Below are 13298 nucleotides of genomic sequence, written 5' to 3'. Positions count from 1 at the left end.
GGGAACGCCGCATGAGCCATAGCCATTTCCCTCCGGCACAAGACGAGGACGCCTGGATCATGAAACAGAGCTGGCAGCATGTGCTGTTCCTTCACTGGCCGGTTCCGGTTTCCTCTATAAGAGAGAGGGTCCCCCGGCCTTTAACGATAGATACGTTCAAAGGGCAGGCCTGGCTTGGGGTTGTCGCCTTCCGCATGACGGGAATTCGGTTAAGGGGCTGCCCCGTTCCTTACCCCTTCTCTTTCCCGGAAGTGAATGTACGTACCTATGTCTCCCACCAACAGGGGCCGGGAGTGTATTTCATTACTCTGGACGCCTCCGATCCCATTGTGCTGAACATCGCCAAATGGTGGTACAAGCTTCCATACTACCGGGCCAAAATGCAGCTTAAGCACAAAGACGGATTTTTGAAGCTTTCAAGCCGGAGAGTGACATCGGAGTCCCCTTCTTTTGCGGCCCATTACCGTCCTTTGTCCGCGCCTTATCAAGCGGAGAAAGGCACTTTGGAGCACTGGCTGACGGAACGATACCGGTTTTATTGCATTGCGAAGCCGTACGTGAAAATCTACTGCGGTCAAGTCTTCCACCCTCCTTGGCCGCTGCAATCCGTTGAATTGGCCCAATTGGCGAACACATTGACGGATGCCTTGGGAATCCACTTACCGGACGAGCCTGTATTATTGCACTATTCCAGAGGGGTGAACGCCCGTTTTTCCGCTTTGCACACATACCCGGCAGTGTTCGTTTAAATTGATCGCCCCGAGTTAATAATGTTACTTATAACCAATGACAGAAGAATGGTGAGCCTAATGAAACGCCGCTTGAGTGTTGCACTTGTATGGGTACTCCTTACAATCCTTCTGACCAGCTGCTGGAGCCGCAGGGAACTGAACGACCTGGCGATTCAGGTCGCCGTGGGCATTGACAAGGCAGGAGAATTATACAAATTGACGGCACAGGTCGTCGAACCGTCCGAAGTGGCGAAAAAAGGGGCGGGAGGCGTTCGCTCTCCCGTCACTACTTATTCGGCCACAGGCAAGACTCTGATGGAGACTTATCGGAAAATGACGTTGACATCCCCGCGGCGATTGTACGGGGCTCACCTTCGCATGATTATTCTGAGCGACGAAATTGCCAAGGAAGGGCTTAATAAAGTAATGGATGTTTTCTCCAGAGATCATGAATTCCGAACGGATTTCTATATTGTCGTAGCCAAAAACACCAAGGCGGAAAATATGCTTAAAATCGTTACCCCCTTGGAGAAAATACCGGCGAACCGGCTGCTGTCTTCATTGGAAACCGCGCAGAGATACTGGGCCCCTGCTGTTGGAATTGCCATGCACGACCTGATCAACGACCTGATTAGCGATGGACGCGAGCCAGTCTTAACGGCGTTGGAATTGATAGGAGATCAGCGAATAGGCGAAACCCAGCAAAATGTCAAGGAGATCACTCCGGAAGCCGTCCTCCGGTACGCCGGTCTCGCCATTTTTAAGGATGACAGGCTCATCGGCTGGTTTGATCAGGATAACAGCAAGGGGGTAACCTACCTTCGCAAAAAAGTAAAAAGCACTGTGGCCATCATACCTTGTCCGGAGGGGCAGGGAGAGATAACGATTGAAGTCGGTAGGGCCGACAGCAAAATGATAACGAAGCTTAAGGACGGGCAGCCGGAGGCACAAGTAAAGATTAACATTGAAGGCAGCATCGCCGAGGCTAGCTGTTCCATCGATCTGACCAAGAGAGTCGTTCTCCATCAATTGGAACAGTTATATAAGGAAAGTTTGGAGAAGAAAATCCTGACCTCCATTCGTGCCGGACAAAAACTAGGCTCGGATGTGTTCGGCTTCGGAGAAGAGGTTCACCGTTCCAACCCGGCCTACTGGAAAAAAAATAAAAAAGACTGGAATAAAGCCTTCAGGAAAATGCCGATTCAAGTCGATGCGAAAATCAAATTGAGGCATTCCGGAACGATCGGGAACCCGTTTATGAAGACAGCTAAGGAGTAGGTTTGGATGTGGAAGAGTATTGGAATTATTCTGATCGGAGTTCTAATCGCGATCAAGGAAATACCTTATCTGAGAAAGCATCGACTGGCGAGAGAAGAAATTTTCTTCTGGCTTCTGCTCCTTATGGCCACAGGTTTGACGGCCGCTTATGTCATGAAAGTAAATATTCCTAATCCGCTGGATTGGATTATTGTCCTATATAGACCAATTAGCGAAGCATTGAAGCCTTGGCTGATAGAATAGAGGTGGGTCAGATACAGATGAGCGATAAATACACGGTCCGGCAATTTGCCATCATGGTCGCTCTGTTTTCCATTGGCACCGCCATTCTTATCGTCCCTTCCAGTATGGCTGAACTCGCCAGACAGGATGCCTGGATCGCCGCTGTGATTGGCACAGGATTAGGGCTGTGTCTATCCTGGCTGTATACGGTCGTGGGCAAACGGAACCAAGGCTTAACGCTGATGGAAATGAACGACAAAGCCTTCGGCTCTTTGGCGGGAAAAATCATTTCCCTGACCTTTGTTTTTTTCACCTTCGTTACCTCAGCCGAGCTGGTTTATTTCATGGGGCAGTTTATTACGATTCAGATTCTGCCCGGAACTCCCATGTGGGCCGTCAATATCACATGTATAATGCTTGTGCTATACAGCGTTCGATTGGGCTTGGTAACTATTGCACGTTCCGCTGACATTTTGTTTCTGTTCGTGGTGTTTTTATTCTTTATCCTGTTGGTAGCCCTTTCCCCGCAAATTGATATCAATCATCTGGGGCCGGTCATGGCCGAAGGACCGAAACCGATTATAAAGGCATCTGTTTTTTATATGAGTATTTTTTCCTTGACTCCCGTCGTGTTCCTGATGTTCTATCCATCCGGTGTGAACAAGCCGGACAAAGCAAACCGCGCTTTCGTCATTGGGGCTGCTATTGGCGGAGCCGTGCTTATCCTTATGATCTTTCTGGCCATAGCCGTACTAGGGGCACAAATGACCGAAATGCAAGTGTACCCCAGCTACTCTTTGGCCAAGATGATAAACGTGGGGGATTTTTTCCAGAGGGTCGAGGTCATTGTGGCCACCCTTTGGTTTGTTACTATTTTATTATAAAATGACCATCCTGTTCTATGTCTCTGCTACGGGTCTCACCCATATTTTCAAGCTGAAAGATTACCGTCCGCTGACTTTGCCCTTAGGAATGATCCTTGCGATTCTGTCTCTGATCGTCCACCCGGATTACGCTCATAATGATTACTACAATAAACAAATATGGCTCCCCTACGGAGGCACCTACGGCATTATACTGCCATTGGTTCTGCTCGCGGTCACTTCCTTCAGGAGGAATGCAAAAAATAAGGGTTAACAGTAAGTCCGGGAGACGGTTTTACCATTTTAAAATATTCTTGCCCCTTCGCTAATATAATGTATAAGCGAGGTGGTAAGCTTAATGGCGGAAAGTGCTGAAGTAATCACTAAGGAGGTCCGGATTAAGAAAAATCCCGGGCAGATCAACATCGTTCTTAACAAGAGAGAACCGGAAGAAAATCAAGACCGCAAAATACTCGAAATTGATCCATGCAAAGAAGTTCTGGATGAGCTTCATCAAATGATCGGTTTGGATAGGGTCAAAAAATTGGTTTATGAAATTTACGCCTTCCTCAAAATCAATCAGCTGCGGGAAAATGCCGGGCTCAAGACAAACAAGCAGGTATACCATATGATTTTTAACGGCAATCCCGGTACTGGAAAGACAACGGTTGCCCGGATACTGGCTAAATTATTCCAGAAAATGGAGGTCTTGTCCAAGGGCCATCTGGTGGAGGCGGACCGGGCGGATCTTGTCGGGGAATATATTGGCCACACCGCCCAGAAAACCCGCGAATTGGTCAAAAAATCGCTTGGAGGAGTTCTCTTTATTGACGAAGCCTATTCTCTCTCCCGAGGAGGAGAGAAGGATTTCGGCAAAGAAGCCATCGATACCCTTGTCAAAATGATGGAGGATCACCGTAATGATTTCATCCTGATCCTGGCCGGCTACCCGCTGGAAATGGAAACTTTCATCTCCCTGAATCCCGGCTTACCTTCTCGCTTCCCCGTACATATTGATTTTCCCGACTACACAATCGAAGAATTAATGGACATCGCACGTCAGATGGCGAAAGATCGGGATTATGAGTTGTCCGAAGCATCGGAGCAGAAGCTGAAAGCGGACTTGGTCCAAGAGAAAGAACAAAATCTTGTCAATTTCTCCAATGCCCGCTATGTCCGAAATGTCATTGAGCAATCAATCAGAAACCAGGCCGTACGATTAATGCAATTTTACTCTCCGCAGATCAATCGGCTATCCAAGAAGGAGCTGCGGACCCTTCGAGCCGAGGACATTCTCATCCAAGAGCAGGGATACTGACCGAATAATTACCTGCAGATCATCACATATTATAAATGCGGTTCGATGGAAAATATTGTGGGATCATGATGGAAGGAGGGCTTTGTTTTGTATTCACGCAAAACTTTTGAAGAAATCGAACAAAGAGAGACGGAGGTATGGGCTTGCACCAATCAGGATTGCAATGGATGGATGAGACAGGATTTCTCCTTCGTGGACACTCCGGCTTGTCCCTTATGCCATAATTCTATGGAAAAAGAGGCCCGAATGCTTCCGGTTGTAGAAAATCTTACTCATCGAATGGTAAGTACTTAATGACACGATGCCTGCCGGCCTCAATCGATGATCCGTTCACGGCTCTCCCAAACTTTCTCTACATGCGCTAATTGCTTTAAATAGTTAAAACGCATCTATAAGGTACAAGGAAGCCGTATTCATAAATGCCCTTTTGGCAGCAGATTTTTCGAGAACCAGGGTCGTCCTAACTTTAAAACGAAAATCAATGAAATTCATGCTTCAGCCTCCTCCCTGCCGCGAGAAACCAGGTTCCTCTCAAGGGGAGGATTTTTTACGCCCATTTTCCGCCCAATCAATACCCGCATAAAAACCTAATCCATCGCCTTAACGAGGGTGTCGATGGCTTCCTTGCCGAAGTCCTTGTCGCCTCCCCGGGCCAGGCTGTAAGCCTCATCGATAAACAATGCCCCGCCCATCGCTTTCTTAATCAGTTCCTTCGTCTTCAATGCGGTATGCCCTATATATTCGCCGACCAGCTCCGCACGATCCACCTCGATCAGATGACCTTTGGACAGCACCCCCAGCTCATGCAGCAGCTTGGCGACGATTCGGGCGACGGTGGTCTTTCCCGTTCCCGGATTTCCTTTGAAGACCATGTGATAGACATGAGCGTCATAGTGGAGACCCGCCTCGGCCCGGTACTGCTTGATCAGCAGCAGAGCGTAGATTTCATAAATAAGCTCCTTCACATTCTCCAGTCCGATCATTCGGTCCAGCTCTTTCAGAATCGCGGAAAATTGCCGGGTCGGAGCTCTGTCGATCTTGGACAAGGGCGGCGCTTCGGCGGCAGCGGCAGTCCCTTCAGGTGAATTCAATACAATGCTGATACGCCGCGAAGGATCTTCCGGATTTCGGTGGATGGTTGCCGTATATCGACCGCTCATATCGGATCACCTCGTATATTTTTTGTGTAAGCAGTATACGCAGGAGCCCAGAAAAGGGTTCCCGACAAGCCCCGCTCCGCCCCGCCTTCGCCCTAAAGACGCCAAGGAAAATGTGGATGGCCGCGTTGGGAGAGTCTGCAACTGGTACGATTGACGACCCGGTGATTTTTATTTCATGCGGCTAAACCAATTGGGAAAAACTGGCGATCTCAGGCACCCTTATTATTTGCAGCATATCTCGTCTTCGGATTTTACTCAAATAAAAATTCAGTCAAAAACACATTGCATATTTATTCATTAAAATGTATTATTATAAAAATCATGAAAATATCGAGGTGCAGACGGGAGGAGCTTATAGTGGAGAAAGACCGGGCGTTCATAGCCTTTATTGAACAATTGGCCGCCAATACCTGGCCTTCTATCGTTCAGCAAGCTTATGGGGGCTGGAAGCTAAGAGCGGCCGAAGGAGTTACCCGACGGGCCAACAGCGTATGGACTTGCGGGGATCTGCCGGAAGGAAACTGGCGGGAAGAGGTCAATGCTTTTTACAGCCGCCGCGGGCTGCCGGTTTGTTACCAAATCAGTCCGGCCTCTCCGCCGGAGTTGGACAGACTGCTGGAGTTTGAAGGGTATCGCAAAGAAATGGTTACGACCGTAATGATCTCGAGTATTGAAAAAGTCAGGGCTTGTCTAAACCCCCCCGAAGACGATTACATCATCCTCCATTCCGGCCCTTCCGGGGAATGGATAGATGACTTTATCGCTTTCGAGCAATTCCCGGTAACGCGAAAGCCGGTCTACGAAAAAATGTTTGCCGCTATCGGGCCTAGGCATACCTTTCTCACTTTGAAAAATGCCCGAGAGGAGACGATCGGGGTAGGAACGGCCATCGTCGAAAGAGGCTGGGCGGGATATACCAACGTCGTTATCGCTCCTCCATTCCGCAGGCAGGGTGCCGGCCGCCGCCTGGTCCGCGCGCTGGCCGACTGGAGCGGCCAGAACGGGGCCTCGAATCTTTATCTGCAAGTCTCCGCAGATAATGAGCCGGCTATCGCCCTCTATACCCGTTCCGGTTACCGTCCCTTATATCAATATCATTATCGGATTGGAGGAGGATAAACGAAAAGCTCCAGGTTGTCCAATTGTCCAGCATAATGCTTCTCCGTGATACATGACAGCGTCTGACGAACGTGCATCTGTTCCCCCGCGGTCCAAATTCAAGGAGCAGATGAAAGGCCCAGCCACATCATCCATTTGTCCAAGGTCCATTTCCCGTAAGCCAGCGTCTCCCTCGTCTTGTGCCAAGTAATATTCATCACTTCCGAATCGACCGTATACACTCTCGGGTTCTCGAAATGGAGGAATCGGGCCATATCGAGAGCCCGGGCGCCATGATAATGATGAGTAACAATGATGGCCGTCGTCCATTGATTCGCTTTCATAATATTCTGGCTGAAGGACAAATTTTGCAGCGTATTTCTGGCCTCATCTTCCTTGAACAGATCGGATTCGGGGATGCCGCGCTCCAGCAAATACCTCTTCATCCCTTCCGCCTCGGTCACGGTCGAGCCATGTGTACCCAGTCCCCCGGAAAGAATAAATTTATCTACTATGCCTTGCTCGTACAGATCGACGGCCCCTTCCAGTCTTTCCCGAAGGCCCGGACTGGGGACGCCATTCCAGAGGGCGGCCCCAAGAACGATCGCGACATCTGCCGGCTCCGAATTTTGGCTGTGCTGAACCGAGTAAATTTTCCACTGCACATACCCAACCCATAGGACTAGCAAGCCTGCCAATATCCCGGCGGTTTTCAACCAGAATAAGGCCTTGGCTTTTCTTCTTTTCATTCGGTTCCCCCTCAGCTCCCGCGAACACAATCAATATTGCAAAAACTGCTCCACTTCGCCGAACAAACGATCCGCTTCCTCCCCAAAGCAAAGCAAATGCCGGGAATTCGGCAAAATCAGCAGTTCCTTAGGTGCGGATATTTTCTCGTAAATATACTTTGCACTGTAAGGATGTACAATATGGTCCTCCGCCCCTTGGACAATCAGCGTCGGTACGGACACTTGCTCGAATTCCGGCCTGATCTCCTTGACCAGCTTCATAAATTCCACCACAGCGCGCACAGGCGTCCCGGCCTTGCCCGGCGTATCCTTCGTTCTGCTTCCAGCCAGCCTTCCGGCGATATCCCGGATCATCCTTCCCGGGCTGATGTAAATGACCGGCGTTCCCAGTAAGGCCAGTCTGCGAACCGGAAGCCGGTTAGCCACATAAGTAGCCAGCAGTCCGCCCATGGAGAATCCGACCAGATCGATCGGACCACAGCGTTCAACCAGCTTCTCGGCTTCGGTTAAGGCTTTGGCTATCCAGTCGGCCCGGGTATAACGCTTGAGTTCACGTAATTTCCCTCCGTGGCCGGGAAGCTCCGGAACCGTGCATAGCACTCCCCGCTTCCGCAAATGGTCCGCTAAAGGACCTAATTCATAAGGTCCTCCGGTAAAACCGTGGATTAGCATACAAGCTCGCGTGGACACTGGCTATCTACCTCCCAAGGGCACCTCATGAGTGCCGTTTCCGAGAAGAATTCCAAATGCTGCCCCGCACACTTTTAGACTTACTTGCCATTAAACGTACTGCTGCATTAATTCTAGAAGTAAAAATTTTCAAACGAAGCCCTGTAAATCCCCCACAAGCACGTGAGCTGTCGCGCCCTGTAAATTCCCCACGTGACGCGTAGCCTTTGAAGCTTATTCAGGGTACTTTGCGGGAGCCCTGTAAATTCCCCACAAAGTGACGCATAGCCTTCGAAGCGTATTCCGGGTACTTTGCGGGGAGCCCCCTGGAATTAAAAGATTTAAAGCCTGCAATTCTGCACGAATTTTAGGTCGTTTTACTCCGTATACGCGGCAAAGCCTGAAAAAAATACACCTTTTTTCTCGTTCCAGGGATAATCGGGTGATTTAATGTCGAAATTAGAATATTTTCGCAGGCTTTTCTCCATAAGTATCCGAATCGCTTCTAAATGGATGTATTATCGCAGCAATTCTTGATCCATTACCGGTCGTTGCCTTTCCTCTACTCTCGGTCGCTCTTTATGACCTGCAATTAATACTTGCTTTTAATACAGTACTTTGCGACCAGCCCTGTAAATACCAATTATTGTTTTACACTGTAAAAAATTAAAGAATTCGATATGTGGCAAGGATAAACGGCTATCGCCGTCCTTTGGACAGGCTCGTTTACCGATGAAATATAAGAACAGGTATAAGGTGAAACTTATCCTTTCTATATTTTAAAAAATAATCAGAGGCAGGTTCTGCTAAGAAAGAGGCCGCTTCAACAGCAGCCTCTATGTCCAAGGCCGGTTTATTGTCCGGCTTCATGAATCGTCACTTTGTTGATCGTCACGGTCTCCGTCGGAAGGCTCGGCGTGCGATCATTCCCCTTCGGGTTCATCTTAACCGGTGTAGCCGCAATTTCCTGCACGGTATCCATACCTTCAATCACTTTGCCGAAGATAGAATAATCCGGCTGCAAATTCAGGTTGTAGCTATCTTCACCCGTGCATATAAAAAACTGGCTTCCGTTGCGGTCCTTCCCGGACTTCGCCATAGCGACTATTCCAGGCTCGTAGGTATACCCCGAGTCCAGTTCGTCCTTAATGTAATACCCGGGCGTTCCGGTCCCCGTACCCGTCGGATCGCCGGTCTGAATCATGAAGGTCTCAATGATTCGATGGAAAGTGACTCCATCGTAATAGCCCTCCTTTGCCAGAAAGACAAAATTATTGACCGTATTGGGCGCTTCTTTCGCAAATAACTCAATTGTAAACGTGCCTTTGCTCGTTTCGAATTCGGCTTGATAGGTTTGTTCCGGATCGATAGTCATAGCCGGGGGCTGTGACCATTTCTTGGCTTGTCCCGGCGAGGCGGATGGAGCCTGTGTCGTTGCCGGCTGCCCGTTCTGGCTGCCTTGCCCGGCTTCCCCGCCCGATTTGCCGCCGCACCCTGCCAACAGTGCTGCGGCTAGTGAACAGACTAACGCTGCTTTAAATCCTTTACTGTATGGAATCAATGATGAACACCTCAGTTGGAAAAATATAACCCATTATAGCATATTGAAGAAATCACTCTCAAATCTTGCGATTGCTTTAACGAAAGAGATTCGATAGTAAACATTGAGCAGAATGACCTTCCCCCAGTACATCATTTGTTCAACCAGATAACGATGAAAGAAAAAGAGCGAGAGTTAGCGGACAATTGCCCACTCCCCTCGCCCTTTTTTGGCGATATATGAACTTTTCACCGGTTGAGCCTGTTTCTCCATATGAATGAACTAACTGTTGAGACAACCCCACCGGATCATGGAGCCGCTGTCTCTCCGCCTTCTTCCTGACCCCGATTGTTCTCAATGGGATCAATGATCTCCGGCGTTCCCCCCGGATTCATTGTCGAATTGGAGGAGGATTGATGACGATCCGGGTCATCGGGCTCCCGACCCGGGCTTGGAGTCGGGGTCGGATCGGGCCGATTTGATGAATCCGGGTTCTGAGACGGGCTCGGATTCGGATCAGGTGTTTCCCCCGGCTCCCGATCTTTGTCTTTGTCTTTATCTTTGTCTTTATCTTTATCCCTGTCGTTATCTTTATCCTTGTCTTTATCCCCATGATCCGGATTGTCGGGCGGTACCGGTGTCTCATCGGGAGAAGAATCATCTTCTCCGTTCTCCCCCGGTATAGCTACCTCCACAACATTCGATTGTTCCCCGGTCGTATCTTTCTCCGGATCATAAGCAACGACATAGTATTGATAGGTTTCTCCCGGGAAGGCTGAAATGTCGTTCGCCTCCGCCGTCTTAACCTCCAGCAGGAAGCTGAAGTCCCCTTCATTGGAGCCTTTCCGGTAAATCTTGTAATTGACATTACCGGTTACCGCTTGCCAGGAAAGCTTGACCTTCCGGCTTTCCTTATCGTAATGCGCGTTGAAATTCGTCACCGTCTCCGGTTTTTCCTCATCGGCCGGCGGCTCCTCCTCCACCTTCGTACCCGGGAACGGTTTGACCGGCTCCTTGGCCAATGCCTTGGACATTACTTCCTTGAACAAGGCGGCCGCTTGACCGCTCTTGATCGTGATGTAGTGGTCTTTGTCCGCTTTGTCGAAGCCCATCCATACAGCTGCGGTCCATTCCGGAGTATAACCGGCAAACCATATATCCTTGTCGCGTTTGTCCACGAATGGATGCTGGGTCGAGCCTGTTTTACCGGCGACCGGGCGGTTCATCGCGGCGCTGGCGCCCGTTCCTCCCGGCTCCACGACCTTCTGCATCAGTGCCGTCATGGATCGGGCCGTAGATTCTTTCATCACCCGTTTGCCCTTCGTATTTTTAAAGGCATGAATTTCTTTGCCGTTTCTATCCTTGATGCTGACGATGGCATGAGCCTCATGCATTATTCCATCATTGGCAAAAGCGCTGTACGCCTGCGCCATCTCTAACGGCGAAACCCCGTAAGTCATTCCCCCGAGAGCGATAGCGAGGTTCCTGTCATTTTCATCAAAAGTAATTCCAAGCCCCTCTGCGAAATTCATCGCATACTTCAGGCCTACTTCATTCAACAGCCATACGGCAGGCATGTTCCAGGAATACTTCATCGCATCGAACATCGTGACTTCTCCGCGATATTGACCGCTCAGGTTGCTGGGCGAATATCCGTTGAAAGACATTTTCTCATCCTTCAGCATCGAATAAGGCGTAAATTTGCCGGATTCGATCGCCGGAGCAAAGCTGATGATAGGCTTGAAGGATGAGCCCGGCTGCTGCTTGACCAATGCACGGTTCCAGCCCTTCCGCTCATAGTCCCGTCCGCCAATCATCGAGACAATTCCGCCCGTCTTATGGTCAATAATGACCATACTTCCCTGCATAGCCATCGTCTGCTTGTCTGTCTTCTTCTGGAACATTTTATCGTTCTTGAAGGTTTCCTCCAGAATTCTCTGGGCATTGGAATTCAGGGTCGTCTCGATTCTGTAGCCGCCAAGCAGCAGCTCCTCTTCCTCGATATCGTATAGCTTGCTTGCTTCCTGAACCACATAATCAATATAGGAAGGAAATTGATTGCTCGTCTGGATGTCCGTCGACATGGCGGGATCGTAGTCCACCGCCTTCGCCTGATTCATCTCTTCCTCTGTGATCAGCCCCTGCTGATGCATCAGCGTGAGGACAACCCCGCGCCGCTCTTTCGATTTCTCCGGATTATTAAGAGGAGAGTAGGTCGTCGGCGCTTTGGGCAGTGCCGCCAGCGTAGCGATCTGCCACAGCTCCAATTCGTTCAGGTCGGAAATGCCGAAATAGCGTTTGGAGGCCATCTTGATCCCCCAGGCGCCGCTTCCGAAGAAAATCCGGTTCAGATACATTTCCAGTATTTCATCCTTCGTAAACTCTTCCTCCAAAGCGATGGCGATGGAAACCTCGGTCGCCTTCCGGAACACCGTCTTGTCCGCACTGAGGAACAGGTTTTTGGCCAACTGCTGGGTAATCGTACTGCCGCCCTCCACGACTTTGCGGGCAATGACGTCCTTGACCAATGCCCGGCCGATCGCCCATAGATCGATACCTGTATGCTCTTCAAATCTTCTATCCTCGGTCGCGATGAAAGCTTTACGCAAGAGCGGCGGAATATCATCGAGAGCTACCAGCTCCCGGTTTTCCAGATAAAGCTTGGCCACCTCGTTGCCTTGAGAATCCAGAACAACGGAGCCTTCCGTAAGCTGCAGCTTATTAGCCTGCTCATCCAGTATATTTTTCCCCATGTAAATAATGATCAAATATCCGGCCAAGGCGACGACAACGGCCAGAGCGGCGGTGACCAAACTCAATGCCGCCATTTTCCTCCATGTAAAGACACGTTTCTTCGGTTTCGCTTTGGCTTTCTTCTTGGATGTCAAGTTTCTCTCCCCCTTGTCTCCTCCCTGGAAGTTATCTTTCTTCTATCTCTTGTCCTTGATCTCGCTTCCGGTGAATGATGGATGGCTTCTCGTCAAGTTTGCATAAACGATCAGCAATTCATGCCTGTTAAACATCCAACGGTTGAATCCTTTCGTCATGCCAGGCCAAAGCCTGCGCAGATCCGTCCCCAACCGGATTTTCAATCTTTATTCACCGGCAGCACGCAAGCTCAACCTTCCCTTCCTAATGTATAAACGAATATAAACGATTAAAAGTTTCATAGCAAGCCAAAACCCACGGCACCTCTTGTCAAACATTAACCTGCAAAAGGCCAACCGAACCTTTCAGACTACCGTTCTTGAGAACAATCCGTAGAGAAAAACATGCACAGACCGTTAATAATCCATCCGGAAAAGCCTCCAGAAAAAGAACAACCCTTCACCTGAATCAGGTGCAAGGGTTTTCTCCGTTTACCAATATTTACATAATCGTCTACTTATCTGATTCTATCTCCGGAGCAAACGATACCGCTCGCATTGGCGTGAACGTTGATATCGCATGCTTGTATACCATCTGCTGTCTGCCTTCGCTATCGATGATGATCGTAAAATTGTCGAAGGCTTTAATAAGCCCGCGAATCTGGAACCCGTTCGTCAGGTAAACCGTTACGGGCACACTTTCTTTACGCAACGAATTAAGAAAATTGTCCTGAATATTAATTGTTTTGTTCATCCATTGGTCCTCCTTCAAATAGTTGGAACAGACAGCCATCTAAACTTTA

At 49.4% G+C, this 13298-nt stretch carries 14 protein-coding genes and 1 pseudogene; 8 read left to right on the top strand and 7 right to left on the bottom strand.

Going from position 1 to position 13298, the window contains the following annotated elements:
- Positions 1-11: 11 nt before the first annotated feature.
- The 7 genes from ACTHRH_RS11980 to ACTHRH_RS11950 all read left to right on the top strand — a co-directional run bounded on the left by ACTHRH_RS11980 (position 12) and on the right by ACTHRH_RS11950 (position 4706).
- Positions 12-749, top strand: coding sequence for a YqjF family protein (locus ACTHRH_RS11980; protein ID WP_379289499.1), 738 nt, complete (start codon positions 12-14; stop codon positions 747-749).
- Positions 750-809: 60 nt separating this feature from the next.
- The gene (locus tag ACTHRH_RS11975) at positions 810-2009 is read left to right on the top strand and encodes a Ger(x)C family spore germination protein (RefSeq protein WP_186328211.1); all 1200 of its coding nucleotides are present in this window, start codon (positions 810-812) and stop codon (positions 2007-2009) included.
- 6 nt (positions 2010-2015) lie between these two features.
- Positions 2016-2252 (top strand): hypothetical protein, encoded by a 237-nt coding sequence (locus tag ACTHRH_RS11970; protein WP_144933487.1) that lies wholly within the window; start codon positions 2016-2018, stop codon positions 2250-2252.
- A 17-nt stretch (positions 2253-2269) separates the two neighbouring features.
- On the top strand, positions 2270-3115 hold the full coding sequence (locus ACTHRH_RS11965; RefSeq protein ID WP_440415679.1) for a GerAB/ArcD/ProY family transporter: 846 nt from the start codon (positions 2270-2272) through the stop codon (positions 3113-3115).
- On the top strand, positions 3078-3368 hold the full coding sequence (locus tag ACTHRH_RS11960) for a hypothetical protein (protein ID WP_440415677.1): 291 nt from the start codon (positions 3078-3080) through the stop codon (positions 3366-3368). The genes ACTHRH_RS11965 and ACTHRH_RS11960 overlap by 38 nt, the downstream gene beginning before the upstream one ends.
- An 84-nt stretch (positions 3369-3452) precedes the next feature.
- On the top strand, positions 3453-4412 hold the full coding sequence (locus ACTHRH_RS11955) for an AAA family ATPase (protein WP_440415675.1): 960 nt from the start codon (positions 3453-3455) through the stop codon (positions 4410-4412).
- A gap of 87 nt (positions 4413-4499) precedes the next feature.
- On the top strand, positions 4500-4706 hold the full coding sequence (locus ACTHRH_RS11950) for a cold-shock protein (protein WP_144933484.1): 207 nt from the start codon (positions 4500-4502) through the stop codon (positions 4704-4706).
- Between the two features lie 296 nt (positions 4707-5002).
- Here the strand turns inward: ACTHRH_RS11950 and ACTHRH_RS11945 are convergent.
- Positions 5003-5572, bottom strand: a pseudogene (locus ACTHRH_RS11945) (AAA family ATPase); the annotation flags it as partial.
- A gap of 357 nt (positions 5573-5929) precedes the next feature.
- Here ACTHRH_RS11945 and ACTHRH_RS11940 point away from each other — a divergent pair.
- A complete protein-coding gene (locus tag ACTHRH_RS11940) occupies positions 5930-6691 on the top strand; it encodes an N-acetyltransferase family protein (RefSeq protein ID WP_440415673.1) in 762 nt (253 codons plus the stop codon).
- 98 nt (positions 6692-6789) lie between these two features.
- Here the strand turns inward: ACTHRH_RS11940 and ACTHRH_RS11935 are convergent, their stop codons facing one another.
- The 6 genes from ACTHRH_RS11935 to hfq form a co-directional block, all read right to left on the bottom strand.
- A complete protein-coding gene (locus tag ACTHRH_RS11935) occupies positions 6790-7419 on the bottom strand; it encodes a YdcF family protein (RefSeq protein WP_440415671.1) in 630 nt (209 codons plus the stop codon).
- A 30-nt stretch (positions 7420-7449) separates the two neighbouring features.
- On the bottom strand, positions 7450-8109 hold the full coding sequence (locus ACTHRH_RS11930; RefSeq protein WP_440415669.1) for an alpha/beta hydrolase: 660 nt from the start codon (positions 8107-8109) through the stop codon (positions 7450-7452).
- A gap of 832 nt (positions 8110-8941) precedes the next feature.
- Positions 8942-9646: a peptidylprolyl isomerase gene (locus ACTHRH_RS11925; protein ID WP_186328215.1), complete on the bottom strand. Its 705-nt coding sequence runs from the start codon at positions 9644-9646 to the stop codon at positions 8942-8944.
- Positions 9647-9936: 290 nt separating this feature from the next.
- On the bottom strand, positions 9937-12516 hold the full coding sequence (locus ACTHRH_RS11920) for a PBP1A family penicillin-binding protein (RefSeq protein ID WP_440415667.1): 2580 nt from the start codon (positions 12514-12516) through the stop codon (positions 9937-9939).
- A gap of 42 nt (positions 12517-12558) precedes the next feature.
- Positions 12559-12720, bottom strand: a complete 162-nt coding sequence (locus tag ACTHRH_RS11915) for a hypothetical protein (protein ID WP_440415665.1) — start codon at positions 12718-12720, stop codon at positions 12559-12561.
- A 289-nt stretch (positions 12721-13009) separates the two neighbouring features.
- Complete coding sequence (gene hfq / locus ACTHRH_RS11910; RefSeq protein WP_144933478.1) at positions 13010-13249, bottom strand: RNA chaperone Hfq; 240 nt, start codon at positions 13247-13249, stop codon at positions 13010-13012.
- Positions 13250-13298 lie beyond the last annotated feature (49 nt).

The sequence above is a fragment of the Paenibacillus sp. SAFN-117 genome (genome assembly GCF_051966115.1).
In the GTDB taxonomy this organism is placed as follows: domain Bacteria; phylum Bacillota; class Bacilli; order Paenibacillales; family NBRC-103111; genus Paenibacillus_L; species Paenibacillus_L residui.
The sequence above is the reverse complement of the archived record's forward strand: the minus strand, read 5'-3'. Positions and strand labels throughout refer to the sequence as shown.